At 72.8% G+C, this 18,736-nt stretch carries 14 protein-coding genes and 1 riboswitch; of the genes, 6 read left to right on the forward strand and 8 right to left on the reverse strand.

Annotated elements, in window-relative coordinates; genetic code table 11:
* Positions 1-35 precede the first annotated feature (35 nt).
* Together Adu01nite_RS18025 and cobF are read left to right on the forward strand one after the other, a co-directional pair.
* The gene (locus Adu01nite_RS18025) at positions 36-863 is read left to right on the forward strand and encodes a helix-turn-helix transcriptional regulator (protein ID WP_203728048.1); all 828 of its coding nucleotides are present in this window, start codon (positions 36-38) and stop codon (positions 861-863) included.
* Positions 826-1,578 carry a precorrin-6A synthase (deacetylating) gene (gene cobF / locus Adu01nite_RS18030; RefSeq protein WP_203728049.1) on the forward strand — a complete coding sequence of 251 codons (753 nt, stop codon included), beginning with the start codon at positions 826-828 and terminating at the stop codon, positions 1,576-1,578. Before Adu01nite_RS18025 ends, cobF begins: the two co-directional genes overlap by 38 nt.
* Here cobF and cobN read toward each other — a convergent pair.
* The gene (cobN, locus tag Adu01nite_RS18035; protein ID WP_203728050.1) at positions 1,575-5,102 is read right to left on the reverse strand and encodes a cobaltochelatase subunit CobN; all 3,528 of its coding nucleotides are present in this window, start codon (positions 5,100-5,102) and stop codon (positions 1,575-1,577) included. The genes cobF and cobN overlap by 4 nt on opposite strands.
* Positions 5,103-5,153: 51 nt before the next feature.
* Positions 5,154-5,226: riboswitch (cobalamin riboswitch) on the reverse strand.
* A 128-nt stretch (positions 5,227-5,354) separates the two neighbouring features.
* On the opposite strand from cobN, the gene Adu01nite_RS18040 reads away from it, so the two are divergent.
* The 4 genes from Adu01nite_RS18040 to Adu01nite_RS18055 all read left to right on the forward strand — a co-directional run bounded on the left by Adu01nite_RS18040 (position 5,355) and on the right by Adu01nite_RS18055 (position 10,287).
* Positions 5,355-6,539 carry a ferredoxin-like domain-containing protein gene (locus Adu01nite_RS18040; protein ID WP_203728051.1) on the forward strand — a complete coding sequence of 395 codons (1,185 nt, stop codon included), beginning with the start codon at positions 5,355-5,357 and terminating at the stop codon, positions 6,537-6,539.
* Between the two features lie 8 nt (positions 6,540-6,547).
* The gene (locus tag Adu01nite_RS18045) at positions 6,548-7,165 is read left to right on the forward strand and encodes a precorrin-8X methylmutase (protein ID WP_438871086.1); all 618 of its coding nucleotides are present in this window, start codon (positions 6,548-6,550) and stop codon (positions 7,163-7,165) included.
* A 5-nt stretch (positions 7,166-7,170) separates the two neighbouring features.
* Positions 7,171-8,664 (forward strand): precorrin-2 C(20)-methyltransferase, encoded by a 1,494-nt coding sequence (locus Adu01nite_RS18050; protein ID WP_239132497.1) that lies wholly within the window; start codon positions 7,171-7,173, stop codon positions 8,662-8,664.
* Positions 8,665-8,784: 120 nt separating this feature from the next.
* Entirely contained in the window at positions 8,785-10,287 is a 1,503-nt protein-coding gene (locus Adu01nite_RS18055; RefSeq protein ID WP_239132498.1) for a glycoside hydrolase 5 family protein, read from the forward strand.
* On the opposite strand, the gene Adu01nite_RS18060 is transcribed toward Adu01nite_RS18055, so the two are convergent.
* Genes Adu01nite_RS18060 through Adu01nite_RS18090 form a run of 7 tightly spaced genes read right to left on the reverse strand, consistent with a single transcriptional unit; the run spans position 10,221 to position 18,700 of the window.
* Positions 10,221-11,420, reverse strand: coding sequence for a glycosyltransferase family 4 protein (locus Adu01nite_RS18060; protein WP_239132499.1), 1,200 nt, complete (start codon positions 11,418-11,420; stop codon positions 10,221-10,223). The two genes, Adu01nite_RS18055 and Adu01nite_RS18060, sit on opposite strands and share 67 nt — an antisense overlap.
* A gap of 16 nt (positions 11,421-11,436) precedes the next feature.
* Positions 11,437-12,690: a glycosyltransferase family 4 protein gene (locus Adu01nite_RS18065; protein WP_203728054.1), complete on the reverse strand. Its 1,254-nt coding sequence runs from the start codon at positions 12,688-12,690 to the stop codon at positions 11,437-11,439.
* A complete protein-coding gene (locus Adu01nite_RS18070; protein WP_203728055.1) occupies positions 12,687-14,108 on the reverse strand; it encodes a lipopolysaccharide biosynthesis protein in 1,422 nt (473 codons plus the stop codon). The genes Adu01nite_RS18065 and Adu01nite_RS18070 overlap by 4 nt, the downstream gene beginning before the upstream one ends.
* Positions 14,102-14,872: a hypothetical protein gene (locus tag Adu01nite_RS18075; RefSeq protein ID WP_203728056.1), complete on the reverse strand. Its 771-nt coding sequence runs from the start codon at positions 14,870-14,872 to the stop codon at positions 14,102-14,104. The genes Adu01nite_RS18070 and Adu01nite_RS18075 overlap by 7 nt, the downstream gene beginning before the upstream one ends.
* Entirely contained in the window at positions 14,869-16,752 is a 1,884-nt protein-coding gene (locus tag Adu01nite_RS18080; protein ID WP_203728057.1) for an ArnT family glycosyltransferase, read from the reverse strand. Before Adu01nite_RS18080 ends, Adu01nite_RS18075 begins: the two co-directional genes overlap by 4 nt.
* Positions 16,749-17,879 carry a glycosyltransferase family 4 protein gene (locus Adu01nite_RS18085; protein ID WP_203728058.1) on the reverse strand — a complete coding sequence of 377 codons (1,131 nt, stop codon included), beginning with the start codon at positions 17,877-17,879 and terminating at the stop codon, positions 16,749-16,751. The genes Adu01nite_RS18080 and Adu01nite_RS18085 overlap by 4 nt, the downstream gene beginning before the upstream one ends.
* Positions 17,876-18,700 carry a glycosyltransferase family 2 protein gene (locus Adu01nite_RS18090; protein ID WP_203728059.1) on the reverse strand — a complete coding sequence of 275 codons (825 nt, stop codon included), beginning with the start codon at positions 18,698-18,700 and terminating at the stop codon, positions 17,876-17,878. Before Adu01nite_RS18090 ends, Adu01nite_RS18085 begins: the two co-directional genes overlap by 4 nt.
* Between the last annotated feature and the right edge of the window lie 36 nt (positions 18,701-18,736).

Below are 18,736 nucleotides of genomic sequence, written 5' to 3' on the forward strand. Positions count from 1 at the left end.
CGCTGCCAGGGACAACCGATACCAGGGAGGCCGCGGTGGCGCGAGCGGAGTTGGCGCGGTTCCTGCGGAACCGGCGGGAACGGCTGCGGCCGGCCGACGCCGGACCGCGGCGCACGCCCGGACTTCGGCGCGAGGAGGTCGCCGCCCTCGCGCACATGTCGGTGGACTATTACGTACGCCTGGAGCAGGCGCGCGGGCCGCACCCGTCGGCCCGGATCCTGGACGGGCTCAGCCACGCCCTCGGCCTCGACCCGGCCGAGCGCCGCCACCTGTTCCACCTGGCCGGCGCCGTCCCGACCGCGCCACCCGGCCCGTCGCAACGGGTGCGCCCGCACGTCGCCGCCCTGCTCGGCCGCTTGCCGGACACCGCGGCCGTGGTCACCGCCGCCAACTACGACGTGATCGCCTGGAGTCCGCTGGCCGGCGCCCTGCTCGGCGGCCTCGGCACGCAGCCCAACCTGGCCCGGCGGCGGTTCCTCGGCGGGCCCGGCCATCGGAGCTCGGGGGCCGAGGAGTTCGGGGCGGTCGCGGTGGCCCGGCTGCGGGCGGCCGCCGTCCGCTACCCGCGCGACGCCGCCCTCGCCGCCCTGCTGGGCGAGCTGCGGGCCGGCAGCGAAGAGTTCGTGGCGCTGTGGGACACCAACCCGGTGCGCTCCCCCGGCCACCGCCGCAAGACCGTCGACCATCCGCTTCTCGGGGCGCTCGCCGTCAATTGCGACGTGCTGTCCGTTCCCGACGACGATCAGGAGGTCGTCTTCGTGACCGCCGACGCCGGCAGCCCGGCCGCGCGGGGGCTGCGCGAGCTGCAGGCTAACCTCGACAATCGTGCGGAAGATCTACGTGATCGGGATCGGTGCCGGTGACCCGGACCAGCTGAGTTTGCAGGCGGCCAAGGCGATCGGGCGGACCGATCTCTTCTTCGTCCTCGACAAGGGCGCGGCGAAGGAGAGCATGGTCGAGCTGCGGCGCCGGATGATGAAGGCGTACGGCCGGCCCAGCCGCCGGGTCGTCGAGGGGCGGGACCCCGACCGGGACCGCACGCCCGCCGACTACCAGGGCACGATCGCCGACTGGCGGCACCGCCGCTCCGAGGTCACCGAGGCGCTGATCAGCGAGCACCTGCTTGACGACGAGACCGGCGCGTTCCTGGTCTGGGGCGACCCGTCGCTCTACGACTCGACGATCGCCATCCTCGACGAGATCCTGGCCCGCGGTCAGACCCTCTTCGAGTACGAGGTGATCCCCGGCATCAGCAGCGTGTCGACGCTGGCCGCCCGGCACCGGATCGGCCTGAACCGGGTGGGCCGGGCGTTCCAGGTGACGACCGGCCGCCGGCTGACCGACGAGGGCTGGCCGGCCGGCGTCGACGACGTGATCGTCATGCTCGACGCCCAGCAGGCCTTCACCGCCCACCCGGACGCCGACATCTACTGGGGCGCCTACCTCGGCACCACCGACGAGCTGCTGCGCTCGGGCCGGGTCGCGGACGTCGCCGACGACATCCTGAAGACCCGGGCCGAGGCCCGCGAACAGCACGGCTGGATCATGGACACCTATCTCCTGCGCCGCCCCGACTAGTTGTCTTCGAGGTCGCCCTCGGTGGCCAGGAAGACCTCCTGCAGGGCGGTGAGGGTCGCCGGGTCCGGGGAGTCCCACAGCTTGCGGTCGGCCGCCTCCAGCAGGCGTTCGGTGATGCCGTGCAGGGCCCACGGGTTCGAGTCCTGCATGAACTTCTGGTTCTCCGGGTCGAGCACGTAGCTCGCGGCCAGCTGCTCGTACATCCAGTCGGTGACCACGCCGGCCGTCGCGTCGAAGCCGAACAGGTAGTCGACCGTCGCGGCCAGCTCGAACGCGCCCTTGTAGCCATGCCGGCGCATCGCGGCGATCCAGCGCGGGTTGACCACCCGGGCCCGGAAGATCCGGGCGGTCTCCTCGGTCAGGCTGCGGGTGCGGGTGGCGTCCGGGTTGGTGGAGTCGCCGACGTACGCGGCGGGGGCCTTGCCGGTCAGCGCGCGCACCGTGGCGATCATGCCGCCGTGGTACTGGAAGTAGTCGTCCGAGTCGGCGATGTCGTGCTCGCGGGTGTCGATGTTTTTCGCGGCCACGTCGATCCGGCGGTAGGCATTTTCCATGTCCGGTCGCGCGGGCACGCCGTCCAGGCCACGCCCGTACGCGAAGCCACCCCACACGGCGTACACCTCGGCCAGGTCCTTGTCGTCCCGCCAGTTCCGGCTGTCGATGAGCGGGAGGATGCCGGCGCCGTAGGCACCCGGCCGGGAGCCGAAGATGCGCATGGTGGCCCGCCGCCAGTCGCCGTGCTCGTTCTTGTCCCGCAGGGCGTGGTCGCGGACGTAGTTGTCCGGTTCGTCGAGCTCGGCGACCATCCGGAAGGCGTCGTCGAGCATCGCCACGACGTGCGGGAACGCGTCCCGGAAGAAGCCGGAGATGCGGACCGTCACGTCGATGCGGGGCCGCTGGAGTTCGTCGCGCGCGATCGGCTCCAGGCCGGTCACCCGGCGCGAGGCCGGGTCCCAGATCGGCCGTACGCCGATCAGGGCGAGGATCTCGGCGATGTCGTCGCCGGCCGTGCGCATGGCGCTGGTGCCCCACGCGGAGAGGCCGACCGAGCGCGGCCAGTCGCCGTAGTCGGTGCGGTAGCGGGCGAGCAGCGAGTCGGCCATCGCCTGGCCGGTCTCCCAGGCGAGCGCGCTCGGGATGGCCTTGGGGTCGACCGAGTAGAAGTTGCGGCCGGTGGGCAGCACGTTGATCAGGCCGCGCAGCGGCGAGCCGCTCGGCCCGGCCGGGATGTAACCGCCGTCGAGGGCGTGCAGCACGTTGGTGAGCTCGTCGGTGGTGCGGGCCAGCCGCGGCACGATCTCGGCGGCGGCGAACTCCAGCACTCGCCGCACTTCGGAATTGTCCGAAATGTGCGAGGCGTCAGTGGGCCAGCCGGCCTCTTCCATCGCGATGACCAGCGCGCGGGCTTCCTGCTCCACCTCGTCGGTGCGAGCGGTCGACGCGTCCTCCGCCAGCCCCAGCGCCTCGCGCAGACCGGGCAGGGCGGCCACCTTGCCGGCCCACATCTGCCGGGCCCGCAGCATCGCGAGCACCAGGTTGATTCGGGCCTCGCCGACCGGCGCGGCCCCGAGGATGTGCAGGCCGTCCCGGATCTGAACGTCCTTGACCTCGCACAGCCACCCGTCGACGTGCAGGATGAACTCGTCGAACTCCTCGTCCCCGGGCCGGTTGTCCAGGCCGAGGTCGTGGTCCATCTTGGCGGCCTGGATCAGCGTCCAGATCTGCGCGCGGATGGCCGGCAGCTTGGCCGGGTCGAGCGCGGCGATGTTGGCGTGCTCGTCGAGCAGCTGTTCGAGCCGGGCGATGTCGCCGTAGGACTCGGCCCGCGCCATCGGCGGGATCAGGTGGTCGACCAGGGTGGCGTGCGCCCGGCGCTTGGCCTGGGTGCCCTCGCCCGGGTCGTTGACCAGGAACGGGTAGATCAGCGGCAGGTCCCCGAGCGCGGCATCGGTGCCGTCCGAAGCCGACATGCCGACGTTCTTGCCGGGCAGCCACTCCAGGTTGCCGTGCTTGCCGACGTGCACCACCGCGTGTGCGCCGAACTCGTCGGCCACCCAGCGGTAGGCGGCCAGGTAGTGGTGGCTCGGCGGCAGGTCCGGGTCGTGGTAGATGGCGACCGGGTTGGCGCCGAAGCCGCGCGGCGGCTGCACCATCACCACGATGTTCTCGTCGCGCATCGCGGCCAGCACGATGTCGCCGTTGTCGACGTAGAGCTCGCCCGGCGCCGGCCCCCAGTGCTGTTCCATCCGGGCCCGCAGGTCGGCCGGAAGGGTGGCGAAGAATGAGGCGTAGGAAGAGGAGCTGATCCGCACCTTGTTCGCGGCCAACTGGTCCTCGGTCAGCCAGTCCGGGTCCTGCCCGCCCGCCGCGATCAGCGCGTGGATCAGCCCGTCGCCGTCGTAGTCGCCGAACGACCCGGTGCGGTAACCCTGCTCGCGGAGCGCGGCGAGCAGCGCCACCGTCGACGCCGGGGTGTCCAGGCCGACCGCGTTGCCGATCCGGGAGTGCTTGGTCGGATAGGCCGACAGCATCAGCACGATCTTCCGCTCGGCCGGCGGGATGTGCCGCAGCCGGGCGTGCGCCACCGCGATGCCGGCCACCCGGGCCGCACGCTCGTCGTCGGCGACGTAGACCGACAACCCGTCCGGGTCGATCTCCTTGAACGAGAACGGCACCGTGATGATCCGCCCGTCGAACTCGGGGATCGCCACCTGGGTCGCCGCGTCCAGCGGCGACAACCCGTCGTCGCTGGCCTCCCACGTGGCCCGGCTGCTGGTCAGGCACAGCGCCTGCAGGATCGGCACGTCGAGCCCGGCGAGAAAACCGACGTCCCACGCCTCGTCGTCACCTCCGGCGCCGACGGTCGCCGGCTTCGTGCCACCGGCGGCCAGGACGGTCACGATCAGGGCGTCGGCCTTGCGCAATTCGGCGAGGAGCTCGCTTGATGCCGTACGCAGGGAGGCCGTGAAGATCGGCAATGGCCGCGCGCCCTTCGCCTCGAGCTGTTTGCACAGCGACTCGACGAACGCGGTGTTCCCGGCCATGTGGTGAGCGCGGTAGTAGAGCACCGCGACGGTCGGCCCGGCGTCGAGCGCGGACTCGCGCGGCAGCGGCCCCCAGTCGGGCGCGGCCACCGGGGCCGCGAAGCCGTGCCCGGTGAGCAGCACGGTGTCGGAGAGGAAGTGCCAGACCGCGGCGAGATTGTCCGACCCGCCCTGGGCCAGGTAGGTGTGCGCCTCGGCGGCCACCCCGGCCGGCACCGTGGAGAGCTTCATCAGCTCGGCGTCCGGCGCCTGCTCGCCGCCCAGCACCACGACCGGGACCGGCCCGGCGAGCAGCGCGTCGAGCCCCTCTTCCCAGGCCCGGCGCCCGCCGAGGATGCGCACCACGACGAGCTCGACCCCGGCGAGCAGGCCCGGCAGGTCGTCCACGCCGGTGCGGGCCGGGTTGGCGAGCCGCCAGTCGGCCGCGCTCGCCCGGGCGCTGAGCAGGTCGGTGTCGGACGTCGACAGCAGCAGAAACACGCGCTCTCCCCCTCGGGGTCCGCGCCCCGGGTAGACGGATCGCGGCGACCGGAGTTCCTGGCTCCCGGCCCGGATCGGGCCGGTGACAGTGGCGGGACCGCGCCGGTCTCGCACCGGCTTCCTCCGCGGCGTCGCCGCTCGTGAGTTCCCAGCCTCCCGGCCGGTGCCGACCCCCGTCAAGCCGGGGTCGGTGGTGTGACGATGCCGACCCGAGGATGCGTTCATGTCGGGGCCCCTCCGTAGGATCCGGTCGTGCCCCACCCGATCCGCCAAGCCGAGACCGACGCCTGCCCGGGCGCCCTCCGTCTGCATTCCGCGGCCGACGGCCCCCTGGCCCGCATCCGTCTCCCCGGCGGCCGGGTGACCGGGCCCCAGCTGGCCGAGCTGGCCCGGCTGGCCGCCGAGTCCGGCGACGGGCACCTGGAGCTGACGTCCCGGGCCAACGTCCAGCTACGCGCCCTGACCAGGACAAACTCCACCGACCTGGCGGCCCGCCTGGCCACCGCCGGACTGCTGCCCGCCCCGTCGCACGAGACGGTGCGCAACATCGCCGCCCCGCCGCTGGCCGACCGGCCGATCCAGGCCCTGGTCCGCGAGCTGGACGCCGCCCTGTGCGCCGACCCGGCGCTGACCGCCCTCCCCGGCCGTTTCCTGTTCGCCCTCGGCACCGTGCCGCTGGTCCCGGACGTGTCCGCGGTCCCGGCCGGCGACGAGTTCGCCATCCTGTTCGCCGCCGCCGACGAGGGCCTGCGGGTCCCGGCCGGCCGGGTGGTCACCGCCCTGCTGACCGCCGCGCACGCCTTCCTCGCCGCTCGCGGCACGGTCAAACCGGCCTGGCGGGTGGCCGAGCTGGCCGGCGGCACCCGGCCGATCGCCGAGCGGACCGCCGCCGAGCTGGGCATTCCGCTGCGCGACGCCCCGGCGCTCGGGCCGGTCTTCCCCGCCTCGCCGGTCGGCGTGCTCCCGCAACCCGACGGTCTGGTCGCGGTCGGATCGATCGTGCCGTTGGGGCGGCTCACCGGCGTACAGCTGGAACTTCTGGCCGAAGCCGATCAGCTGGTGGTGACCCCCTGGCGTGGGGTCGTCGTGGCCGATCTTCGGCCGGCGGCGGCCGCCGGCTGGCAGCGCCGCCTCACCGAGGCCGGTCTCCCGGCCGCGCCCGACTCCCGCTGGACCGGCGTGACCGCCTGCGCCGGCCTTCCCGGCTGTGCCAAGTCGCGGGCCGACATCCGCGCCGACGCCCTCGCCGCCACCCGGTTCGTCGACGGCCTCCCGGTGCACTGGCTCGGCTGCGAGCGCGGCTGCGGCTCCCCGGCCGGCCCGCACGTGCGGGTCGAAGCCACCCCCACCGGCTACGCCGTCACCACCCCGGACGGCGCGGTCACCCACCCCGAAGCGGATCTGACGGAGATCGTCGCCGCGGCACGCAGGAGCTGAGCATGGATCTGGACTACGAGCGGGACGGGGCCGAGATCTATCGGCGGTCGTTCGCGACCATTCGCGCCGAGGCGGACCTGTCCGGGTTCCCGGCCGAGCTCCGCCGGGTCGTGGTCCGGATGATCCACGCCTGCGGGATGGTCGACCTGACCACCGACGTCGGCTTCAGCCCGCTGGTGGCGGAGGCCGCGCGCAAGGCCCTGCTCGACGGCGCGCCGATCCTCTGCGACGCCGAGATGGTCGCCGCCGGGATCACCCGCAAGCGGCTGCCGGCCGGCAACGAGGTGGTCTGCACGCTGCGCGATCCGGCCGTGCCGGAGCTGGCCGCGAAGCTCGGCACCACCCGCAGCGCGGCCGCCCTCGACCTCTGGGGTGACCGGCTCGGCGGCAGCGTGGTGGCGATCGGGAACGCGCCGACCGCACTGTTCCGGCTGCTGGAGATGGTGGCGGCGGGCGCGCCCCGGCCGGCCGCGGTGCTCGGCATCCCGGTCGGGTTCATCGGGGCGGCCGAGTCCAAGGACGCCCTCGCCGCCTCCGATCTGGAGCATCTGATCGTCCGTGGCCGGCGGGGTGGCAGCGCCATCACCGCGGCCGCCGTCAACGCCCTCGCGTCCGAATCGGAGTGACATTCGTGGCCGGAAAGCTCTACGGCGTGGGCGTCGGCCCCGGCGACCCCGAGTTGATCACGGTGAAGGCGGTGCGGCTGATCGAGTCGGCCGGTGTGGTGGCCTATCACGCGGCCCGGCACGGCCGCAGCAACGCGCGGGCGATCGCGGCCGCGCACCTGCACGACGGGCAGATCGAGGAAGCGCTGATCTATCCGGTCACCACCGAGACCACCGACCATCCGGGTGGCTACCAGGGCGCGATCGACGACTTCTACGCCGAGTCCGCGGCCCGGCTCGCCGCCCACCTCGACGCCGGCCGGGACGTGGTGGTGCTGGCCGAGGGCGATCCGTTCTTCTACGGGTCCTACATGCACATGCACAAGCGGCTCGCCGACCGCTACGAAACCCTGGTCGTGCCCGGGGTGACCTCGGTGAGCGCCGCGTCGGCCGCGCTCGGCCGGCCGCTGATGGAGCGGGACGAGGTGCTCACCATCCTGCCCGGCACGCTGCCCGCCGCCGAGCTGGCCGCGCACCTGGCCACCACCGAGTCGGCCGCGATCATGAAGCTGGGCCGGACGTTCCCGAACGTCCGGGCCGCCCTGGAGAAGTCCGGCCGGCTCGCCGACGCCTGGTATGTCGAGCGCGCCTCGACCACCAGCGAACGCACCGCGCCGCTGGCCGAGGTCGACCCGGAGACCGTGCCGTACTTCTCGCTGGCCCTGCTCCCCAGCCCCGCGGCGGCCGATTTCCACCAGGAAACGACCGAAAAGCCGGGCATAGTCACCGTAATCGGACTTGGCCCGGGCGACCCGCGGTGGCTCACGCCCGAGGCGCGGGCCGCGATCGCCGCCGCCGACGACCTGGTCGGCTACGGCCCCTACCTCGACCGGGTCGCCACCCGGGCGGGCCAGCGCAAACACTCCTCGGACAACCGGGTCGAGGCCGAGCGGGCCGCCTTCGCGCTCGACCTGGCCAAGCGCGGCCGCGACGTCGCGGTGATCTCGGCCGGCGATCCGGGGGTGTTCGCGATGGCTGCCGCCGTGCTGGAGGTGGCCGACGACCCGCAGTGGAAGGACGTCGAGGTGCGGGTCGTGCCGGGGCTGACCGCGGCGCAGGCGGTCGCGGCCCGGGTCGGCGCGCCGCTCGGGCACGACTTCTGCGTGCTGTCGCTGAGCGACCGGCTCAAGCCCTGGTCGGTGATCGAGGCCCGGCTGGTCGCCGCGGCCACCGCCGACCTGGTGATCGCGATCTACAACCCGGCCTCGAAGTCGCGCACCGAGCAGCTGGTCCGGGCCCGCGCGGCGCTGCTCGAGCACCGCTCGCCGGAGACGGTCGTGGTGATCGGCCGGGACGTTGGCGGCCCGACCGAGTCGGTCCGGGTCACCACCCTGGCCGGCCTCGACCCGGCCACGGTCGACATGCGCTGCCTGCTGCTTATCGGCTCGACCCAGACGCGAGCGGTAACCGGCGCCGACGGCACCACCCGGGTGTACACGCCGCGGCACTACCCGCAGTAGCAACCCGGCTGCAACCCAAAGACACCGCCGAAGCAATCAGACAATCCACCTCACCGAACAAACGTCTGCCGATTGGAGGGCCGCCTGAAGAACTGATGCTCGTCCCACGGAAGGGTCGAAGTGAACCTCCACCGCTCCCGCGCCGCCGTCCTCGCCGCGACGGTTCTGCTCGGTCTTGCTCTGCCCACGGCCCCCGCCCCGGCCGTGGCGAAGTCCACCACCAAGACCACCGTCAAGACCGCCGCCGTAACCACACCGACCCTGGCCTCCCGTCTCGCCGCGGTGAAGACCGCCAAGGTGATCAACTACTACCCGTCCAACGCGGGCTGGTCGAAGATGTGGAGCACCTGGGACACCGCGAAGATCAACGCGGACCTGACGAAGGCGCAGGCCCTCGGTGCCACCAGCGTCCGGGCGATCATCTTCCCGTCGACGTTCGGCTTCCCGACCCCGACGGCGGAGTACACCACCAAGCTCGCGAGCTTCGTGACGATGGCCGCGGCGCATCAGATGACCGTCAAGTTCACGCTCTTCGACTGGTGGGACGGCTACGCCGACGTCACCGGCAGCGCGAGCTGGGCGAACGCGATCCTCAAGCCGTACAAGGACGACAGCCGGGTGATCGCGGTCGAGCTGCAGAACGAGATCGACGCGAGCGACGCGAAGGCGGTCGCCTGGGCCAAGAAGATCATCCCGGCGGTCCGGTCGTCGTTCCCGACCATGCCGCTGACCTTCTCGGTCGACGGCACCGCCGGCGCCACCGGCATGGGCAAGCTCAAGGCGGCGTTCACCGCGACCCCGCTCGACTACTACGACTTCCACTTCTACGGCAACTCCGAGCGGGCCCTCGCCCTGATCAAGCAGGCGCAGGCCACGGTCGCACCGACGCCGGTGGTGATCGGCGAGGCCGGCCTGAACACCCTGCAGAACACCGAGGGTGAGCAGGCCGCCTTCCTGGGCCGGGTGTTCCAGGCCGCGAAGTCGGCCGGCGTGCAGTCGGTGGCGCCGTGGACCCTGACCGACTTCGCCACCGGCGCGATCCCCACCTCGGCCGTGTCGAGGCTGCCGGCCCAGTACAACTACGGGCTGTACCGCACGAGCGGCGTGGCCAAGGCGGCCGTGCCCGTGGTGAAGGCCGGCTGGGCCGGGACCGCGATGCCGGCCACGCTGCTGGACACCGGCTTCGAGAACGCGACCGGCCTCACCCCGTGGCGCCCCTACCTGCCCGAGCTGGGCCAGGCGGTCAAGACCCAGGCCCAGGCGCGCACCGGCAAGTGGTCGGTCTCGCTCACCGGCACCGGCAAGACCCCGGCGGGTTCACCGTCGTTCCGGGTCGCCCCGATCGGCCCGGTGTCCGCCGGCCAGAAATGGCACGGCGAGGTGTGGGTCCGCGGCAACGCCGCCACCGGCACCACCCAGATCGCGCTGAGCTGGTTCGACATCAACGACAAGTGGCTCGGTGGAAACACCTCGGCGGCGCTGCCGACGGGCACGACCAACTGGACCAAGCTGACCGCGGACGGGGTCGCCCCGGCCGGCTCGGCCAGCATGCAGATTCACCTCAAGTCGGGCGACAACAAGGGCTCGGTCTGGTTCGACGACGTGGTGGTCACCAACTCCTGATCGATCAGGGCCGGCGTCACCCCGATCCGGGCGAGCAACTCGTCGTACGCGGCGACGGTCTTCGCCCAGGACGACGGGTCGGCGTGCCGCCGGCCGACCAGGCGGTCGGCGTCCCGGATCGCGGCGGACAGCCCGCCCGGGTCGCCGGCCGGCGCGAACCGGGCGCCCGGGTAGTCCTCGGCCGCCTCGACCAGTCCGCCGACCGCGGTCACCACGACCGGCAGGCCGTGGCTCATCGCGATGTGCAGCGGGCCGCTCGCCGAGCTGCGCCGGTAGGGCAGCACGACCAGGTCGGCGGCCGCGAAATACGCGTCCACCTCGGCGTCGGCGACGTAGCGGTTGACGAACTCGATGCGGCCGGCGGCGGGCGAGGCGGCGATCAGCTCGGCGGGCAGGGTCCAGCCCTCCCAGGTCTCGCCGACCACGGTCAGGTGGTAGTCGCCGGGCAGCGTGCCGAACGCCTCGATCAGGTCCTCGAGCCCCTTGTACGGGCGGATCGTGCCGAAGAACAGCAGCCGGCGCGGGCCGCCCGGGATGCGCGGCTCGGGCACCACGGCGTCGTGATGATCGAACGGCCCGTGCTTGGCCACCACCAGCGGGACGTCGGTCAACGCGTACGTCTCCCGCAAGGTTTTCTGATCGAAGCGGGAGTGGACCACCACGCCGTCGGTGCGCCGCAGCAGCGGCTGGATGAACCGGCGGACGTACGCCGCGGCCAGCCGATGTTCCGCCTCGCCGGTGTCCTGCACCTCGTGGAACTCGACGATCACCCGGACGCCGGTGAGCCGCGCGGCGAGGCAGAGGATCAGGTACGAGTGGAGCACGGTGCCGGTCCACCACTGCAAGACAAGCACTTCGGGACGAAATTTGCGCATAAATCGTACCGCGAAGGCCAGCGACGGCATCCCCCACCAGTCGACGCCGTCGTAGACCGGGATGTCGGCGTCGTAGCTCAGCTCGCTCAGCTTGCTCCCGACGCGATCGCGCCCGGGATAGAGCCGCGCGGGGAGCAGCTGTCGCATGAGGACGGCGCCGACGTCGTGCCGGGTGTTGAGAGCGTTGGCGAGCCGGCAGGTGTAGTAACTGATCCCGGACAGGAACCGCCAGCCGGAGCCGACCACCAGGATTCGCACGCTATTTCCTGAAATTTCAGGCGATGCAGGCACGGTAGACCTCCTCGATCTGCGGGACGACCCGGGCGGCGGTGTAGTCGAGGCCGCGGCGGTAGCCGGCCGTGCGCAACCGGTCGGCCAGGTCGGGGTCGGTGAGCAGCCGCTCCAGCGCGGCGTGCAGGGCGTCCGGGTCACTCGGCGGCACGTGCAGGCCGCTCTCCCCGTCACGGATCATGTCGGCGAGCCCGCCGACCCGGGAGGCGATCAGCGGCGTACGCGCCAGAAGGGCCTCCACCGCGACCTGGCCCATCGCCTCGTTGAGCGACGGCACCACCCCGGCCGCCGCGCCGTGCCAGGCCGCCATCACCTGCGCGTGCGCGACGTCGTGCCGCACCAGCACCCCGGGCGGCACCGGCGGGGTGTCCGGCCGCCAGGTCCCGATGCAGACCAGCGCCGGCACCGGCTCGCGGCCGGACCATTCGGCCACCAGCCGCCGGTACGCGGTGAAGAGCACGTCCACGCCCTTGTGCGGCCCGAGCGCCCCGACGAAGAGGATGTACGGCCGGTCCGGCAGCCAGTCCGGCCGCGGCGTGTCCCGGGCCAGCTCGTCGAGCCCGTCCGGGACCAGGCTGGACACCACCTGCACCGGCAGCCCGGCCGGCAGCTTCGCGTGTTCCAGGGCGCGGGCCACCGACGGCGAGATCGCGGTGAGCGCGTCGATCCCCCGGTGCCGGTGCACCCGCAGCGCGGCGGTGAGCGCCGCCGCCTTGGGCTTGCCGTACTGCGCGGAGGCGCAGGGCAGGCAGCGGGACAGCCGCGGCCCCGGCACGCAGCCGCCGCCGTTGCGGGCGAACGTCTTCTTCACGCAGGCCAGCCCGAAGTCGTGGGCGGTGTGCACGTGCGGCAGCCCGTCCGGCCCGAAGCGCAGTGGCAGGTAGCTGTACATCAGCCAGTCGTGGCTGTGCACCACGTCGTAGCCGCCGGTCCGCAGCTCGGCCCGGATGTCGGCGACGGTGAACGGGTCGGGCGCGGTCGGGTGGAACGGCTTGCCCGGGTCCTGATTGACCCGCGGCAGCAGGCTGGTCGCGACGCTGCGGACCCGCACCACCCGGACCCCGTTACGGGTCTCCGGCCCGGAGGAAGCCCCGGACGAAGCCGTGGCCGGGGTGGCCAGGGTGAGCACGGTGACCTCGTGACCGCGCCGCACCAACTCCTCGCTGCTGGTGGCGACGCTGCGTTCGAGGCCGCCGATGATCGGCGCATAGAGGTTGGTCAGCTGCAGGATCCTCACGGAACTCTCCAAGATCGCGATCGGGGGCGGGAATGTGGAGAGGGGCGACGGGAGCGTGGGGCCGGGCGACCCTGGGCGGCGGGACGCGGCCCGCCGCGCGGCCGCCGAGGACGCGGCGCGACCCGCTCCCGGGCGGCGTAGCCAAAAACGCGGGCGAAACCGCAGAAGACGAACCGGACCAGGCGCCGCCGACCGGCGTTCACCGCGATCAGCAGCGCGCCCAGGGTCTGCCCGGTCAGCCAGGCCAGCCCGGCCGCCTCGATGCCGAACGACGGCAACCACAGCCAGGTCAGGGTCAGGCACGCGGTGGCCATCAGCACGTTGAGCCACAGGCAACGGCGCAGCTCGCCGAGCGACCGCCAGTGCGCCACCGCCAGGTTGGTGATCGCGTCCGGAATGGCGGCGAGAACCAGGATCTTCAGCAGCAGCCCACCGGCCGCCGCGTAGGCCGGACTGAACAGCCCGAGGATCCACCCACCCGCCACGAACAGCACCGCGGCCGGCACCCCGATCACGACAAGGGTCACCGCGGCGGCCCGCGGCAGCGTCGCCCCGGCCGCGTTGGTGCGCTCGGCGTAGAGCGCGGACGCCACCGCCGGCGACACCATGAACAGCACCGACGCGGTCATCCAGGCCACGTAGAAGTGCGCGTTCTCGGCCGCCCCGAGCCGCGCGGTGACCAGCACCGGCAGGAGCGCACTGGGCCCGGCCTGGGCGAGATTGATCAGGTGGTGCCCGGTCAGCGACCCGCGGACGTGCCGCAGCTCGGTGCCGAGCCCGGCGACGGCCGGCCGGTAGCCGGGCCGCAGCCGCGGCAGGCTCCACCGCAGCGTGTACGCCGAGACGACAAGCGACGGCACCGTCCACGCGAGCACGACGGCGGACGCCGAGGCCAGCCCGGCCGCGGTCAGCCCGGCCAGCGCGAGCACCTTGCCGGCCGCCAGCGCCAGGTTGCGCCAGAGCATCCCCTGGCTGGCCCGGTGCGCCACGAAGACGTAGTCGAGCAGCATCGACGCGGTCAGCGCGACCGCGGTGGCGACCAGCGCGGCGGTGGCGGTGAAGCCGTCCAGGAAGGCGAAGTTGCCGGCCAGCCGGGGCAGCACCAGCGCGGCCGCGATCGACGCGAACGCGGTCGCCGAGCAGCCGAGCAGCAGCCCGGCGCTGACGATCCGGGACCAGGCGGCGGTGCCGGTCTCCGGCAGCCGCTGGATGAACATGTGCCCGAGGCCGAGGTTGGCCACCATGCTGACCACGGTGGCCGCGGAGATCAGCGCGGTGGCGGTGCCGATCGCCGGCCGGGGCAGTTCGCGGGCCGCGACCATCCAGTAGAGATAGCCGAGCCCGCTGGTGCCGACCGTGCTCGCCATGATCAGGGCGCTGTTGCGGGCCAGCGAGTCCCGCCCGACGGCCTTCAGCACGCGGCCGGCCCTCGTCCGTAGAAGACGGTGCTCGCCCCGCCCACGCTGATCTCGATGCGGTGCAGGCAGCCGGTCAGCGGAGCGGGCACGTGCACGTCGAACGAGCGGGAGGTGTCGGCGACCACGGTCACCGGGAGCGGCTTGGCGGCGGGCCGGTCGCCGACCTTGACCCGGAGTTGCGCCACCGAGCCCGGTTCGCCGCTGCTGCGGAGCCGGACCGGCACGTCGAGGCCGGCCCGCGGGAACACCACCGGGCCGGTGATGTCGGCCGCCCAGCCGCCGAGGGCCAGGCTGGTGTAGCCGGGCTGGGCCGGGTGCGGCATCCGCACGTACGCCAAAGCAGCCGCACCCCCGATGACCGCGGTGACCACCGCCGGGATCGCGATCGCCGCGAGGGTTCGCGCGAAGCGCGGGTCCTCCGGCACCCGGCCGGACCGTTCCCGCAGCAGCGCCACCCCGCTCAGCAGCACCGCCAGCAGGGCGAGACCGGCGGTGATCGGCACCGCCCGCACCGGCACCGACAGCAGCTGCAGCACGAGCGCGACCAGCGGCAGGCTGACCAGGCCGCAGATCGCGCCGAGACCGAACCGGGCGGCCGGCGCGACCGCCTCGGCGACCAGCACCCGCAGCCACAGCTCGCCGGTCGCGAGCAGCGTGAGCAGCAGGCAGGGCGGCAGCCACCAGCGCATCTCCGGATGCCCGGCGGCGAGGGCGAGGATCCCGGTGGCGGTGAGCGCCGCGGCGAGGAGGCGGGGGGTGGTCACTTCATCGCTCCGATCGCCGGGTGACCGAGGGTGGCGAAGTCGAAGCGGTAGATCGCGATGTGCCCGCTGTTGTAGATCTTGATGGTCCCCGGCATGTTGTCGAACTTGGTGAGCTGACCGAGGGTGAAGCCGGGCCGGCCGTTGTGCGGGATCGGCTCGTTCGTCTCGAAGTAGATGCCGATCTCCGGCACCTGCCGGGCCATCCGCAGGTCCACCACCAGAAAGCCGAACCGCCACGCGCTGAGCTGCCCGATCAGGTCCGGCGGCAGCGGCCGGCCGGGCTGGGTGAGGTAGACGTCGTAGGTGGGGAAGGTGACCGAGCCGGTCACCGGGTCCTGCCCGCCGAACGAGCCGAAGATCAGCCCGGAGTAACGGTCGGCGACGATCCGCAGCCGCCGGCCCTGGGTCTCGCGCAGCCAGTCGGCGGCCGCCGCGACCTCGGGGGTGAGCGCGCGGGTGTCCGAGCCGTAGACCGGCGGCCCGGGGAACCGGTAGGACGGGTTCATCCCGGCCGCGGTGTTGCCGACCAGCACGATCGCGAAGACGGTGAGCAGCCCGGCCGCGGCCTTCGCCGACCACCGGTCGAGCAGCGCGACCGCGAGCGGCGCCACCACCAGCGCGATGCCGAGGTAGCTGAACGCCCACGAGCGGCGCGCCCCCTCGGCCCCGGACGGGGTGAGGATGAGCACCGCGGCCGGGAAGTAGCAGGCGCCGATCAGCAGCATGGCCAGCGCGACCGGTTCCCGTTCCCGCTTCCGGTGGAGGTGGAACGCGGCCCCGGCCATCGCCACCAGCGCGCAGATCTGGGCGGCGAACGCGGTCTTCTGCTCCCACCAGGGCGCGATCGACTGTTTGAAGAGGGTCCGCCCGCTCTCCCCGTTGTCCTTGAACATCCCGGCGAACTGGTCGAGCGCCTTACCCAGGTAGGGGTCGAGATAGCCGGCCGTCTTCGGCGCCACCCACAGCAGCCAGAACGTGGTCATCACCAGCGCGGCGAGGGTCAGCCCCCACGCGGTCCAGAGCACCGGACCGGCCTCCCGCCGGCGAATCGCGCGAACCGTCACCACCAGCGTGATGATCAGCATGGTGGCGATCAGGCCGAGCGCGGTCAGGTGGTGGGTGACGACGGTGGCGCCGATCAGCAGCACGGCGAGCCCGGCCTTGGCCGGCGAGCGCAGCGCGCGAACCATCGCGACCAGCGTCCACACCCACAGCGTGATGGCCATCGACTCGTAGCCGAACTGCGTGTCGAAGAAGAGGAACGAGCTGTTCAGGCCGTAGATCAGGGCGGCGATCGCGGCGGTCCGGGCGTCCCGCCAGATCTCCTGGGCGAGCACCGCCACGCCCAGCACCATCAGCACGTGTGCGGAGATCAGCACGGCCAGTGCGGCGTGCCAGATCGAGAGGCCGGTCAGCGACGAGACCGAGGCGACCGTGGCGTGCAGGCCGGGAAAGTCGCCGACCACCCGGACGATCGGGTTCGCCTCGAACAGGCGCCCGTCGAGCAGGATCTGGCGGCTCTGCCGCCAATGCGCAAATTCGTCGTGGTACAGCGGACCGGTCGGGTTGCGCAGGAGTTTGGGGAGAAAGGAGAAGCTTGCGTACGCGATGAGCACCGCGAGCCGCAGCCGGGCCCCGGTCGCGCGCCGTCCCGCCCAGTAGGCGACCGGCAGTGTGAAGATCAGCATGCCGAGCCAGAACAGCTCGAACGGGCGGCCCCGGCCCCATTCGGCGGCCCGGTCGGCGGCGACCAGCAGCACCGCCCCGGCCGCACCCGCGACCGTCAGCGACGCGGCACACCAGGCGGCGCTGTGGTCCCGGCGGGGGCCGGGCTCGGTGGTCTCCTCGGACCGGACGGCGGCGGGCGCGGTCAGGGTCATCGTTCGGAGGCTCCCGCTCCACTCTGTTGGATGAGTCGCACCCGCGGCGCGACATTCGCGTAGACCTCCCGGGTCTCCAGCACCACGTCGCTCCAGGTGGGCAGCGGGTGCCGGCCGAGATCGGCCCGCGCGGTCGACGCCGCGGTCCGCAGCGCGTCGGCCAGCGCGGCCTCGTCGTCCGGGTTGACCAGCCACAGCGGAACACCGGAGCCGGCCATCACGGCCAGCTCCCGGTGCGCCGGGATGAACGACGCCACGGTCGGCAGGCCGGCCGCGAGCGCGTCGGCCACCGCCATCCCGAACGCCTCGTGCGCCGAGGCGGAGACGGCCGCCGCAGCCGCCGCCATCCGCCCCGCGAACGCGTCCTCGGCCAGCCGGCCGTGGAACCGCACCCGGTCGACGAGGCCGAGCCGCCGGGCCAGCTGCTCGAGCTCGTCGCGGGCCGGGCCGGACCCGACCACGTCGAGACGGTGGTCGTCGCCGAGGTGCCGCATCGCGCGGATCACCCGGTCGACCCGCTTGTAGCGTTCGAGCCGGCCGACACAGAGGATGCGCACCCCTGGTTCGTCGGCCGGTTCGGCACCGCACCGCCCGACGAAGGTGGCCGGGTCGGTGCCATTGGGGATGACGACGATCCGGTCGGCGGCCTCCGGGAAGTCGCGTTCCAGCAGTTCCCGCTCCGCGTGGGTGACGCAGATGAGGCGGTTCGAGCGGGCCACGAGCCGCCGGCCGACCGGGCGGTAGATCGGGTGCAGTGCCCGGCGCAGCCGGCTGTGCCCGGTGCCGTGGTAGTGCGGGGTGAAGACCAGCGGAGTGTCGTTGGTAAGGGCGGCCGGCAGCGCGGCGAGGGCGTGATAGCTGTGCGCGTGCAGGACGTCGTAGCGTCCGGCGTGGTCGCGAAGGTACCGCCAGAGGGCGAGCGAGAAGCGGTAGTTCGGGGCGGCGACGGTGAGTGGGAAGCGTCGGACCAGCACCCCGTCGATCGTCTCGTCGGTGCCCACCCCGTGCTGGGTGAGCACCTCGACCTCGTCGCCGGCCGCGACCAGGGCCGCGCAGAGCCGGCGTGCGTGCGTCTCCACCCCGCCGACATCGGGGTGGTAAGCGCCGGTGACGACGCCGATCTTCACCGGGCGCGCTCCGTGACACGCCGGACGGCATCGCCGCGCCGCGGCCATTCCCGGGCGATGGTCCGCAGCACCCGCAGGCCGTCGGTCATCGCGTTGAGGTTGCTCTCCCCGTGGATGCGGGCCTGCTCGAAGCTGGGCACCTCGACGATGCGCAGCCGGGCGCGGGCCGCGCGCAGGTTGAGCAGGGTCTCGATCTCGAAGCCGTCACCCCACAGCCGGCCGTCCCGCCCTTCCGGAGCCGGGGACGTGCTGTCCAGGTCGAAGACGTCCAGGTGCCGCGCCCAGAAGGCGTTGTAGCCGTAGCAGAGGTCGCTGTAGCGGGTCCGGAACATCGTGTTGACCAGCAGGCTCAGGCACTTGTTGCCGGCGCTGCGCAGCCGGGTGATGTCGGCACTGCCGCCCGAGCCGCGGAACCGCGACCCCTTGGCGAAGTCGGCGCCGGCCCGCAGCGCCGCGATGAAGCTCGGGATCTCCCGCGGGTCGGTCGAGCCGTCCGCGTCGATCATCACCAGGATGTCTCCGGTCGCCGCCGCGAACCCGCAGGCCAGGGCGTTGCCCTTGCCGCGCCGGTTCTGGGTGACGACGCGGATGCCGGGCATCAGGCGGCGGGCGACCTCGACGGTGTCGTCGGTGGAGCCACCGTCGACGAGGATCACCTCGTCGACCTCGGGCAGCGCGGCCATCACGTGCGGAAGATTTCGCGCCTCGTTGAGCGCGGGGATGATGACGCTGACCAGGGGCTCGCTGGCATCTACCACCGAGGGCGGCGGCAACGCGGTACCCGCCCCAGCTGATGGGGGAACGTAGGGGACCGTGGACATGACAGTTCTCCAAGGCTCGGTCGTGCGGGGAGTTAC

It is taken from the genome of Paractinoplanes durhamensis (assembly GCF_016862175.1).
In the GTDB taxonomy this organism is placed as follows: domain Bacteria; phylum Actinomycetota; class Actinomycetes; order Mycobacteriales; family Micromonosporaceae; genus Actinoplanes; species Actinoplanes durhamensis.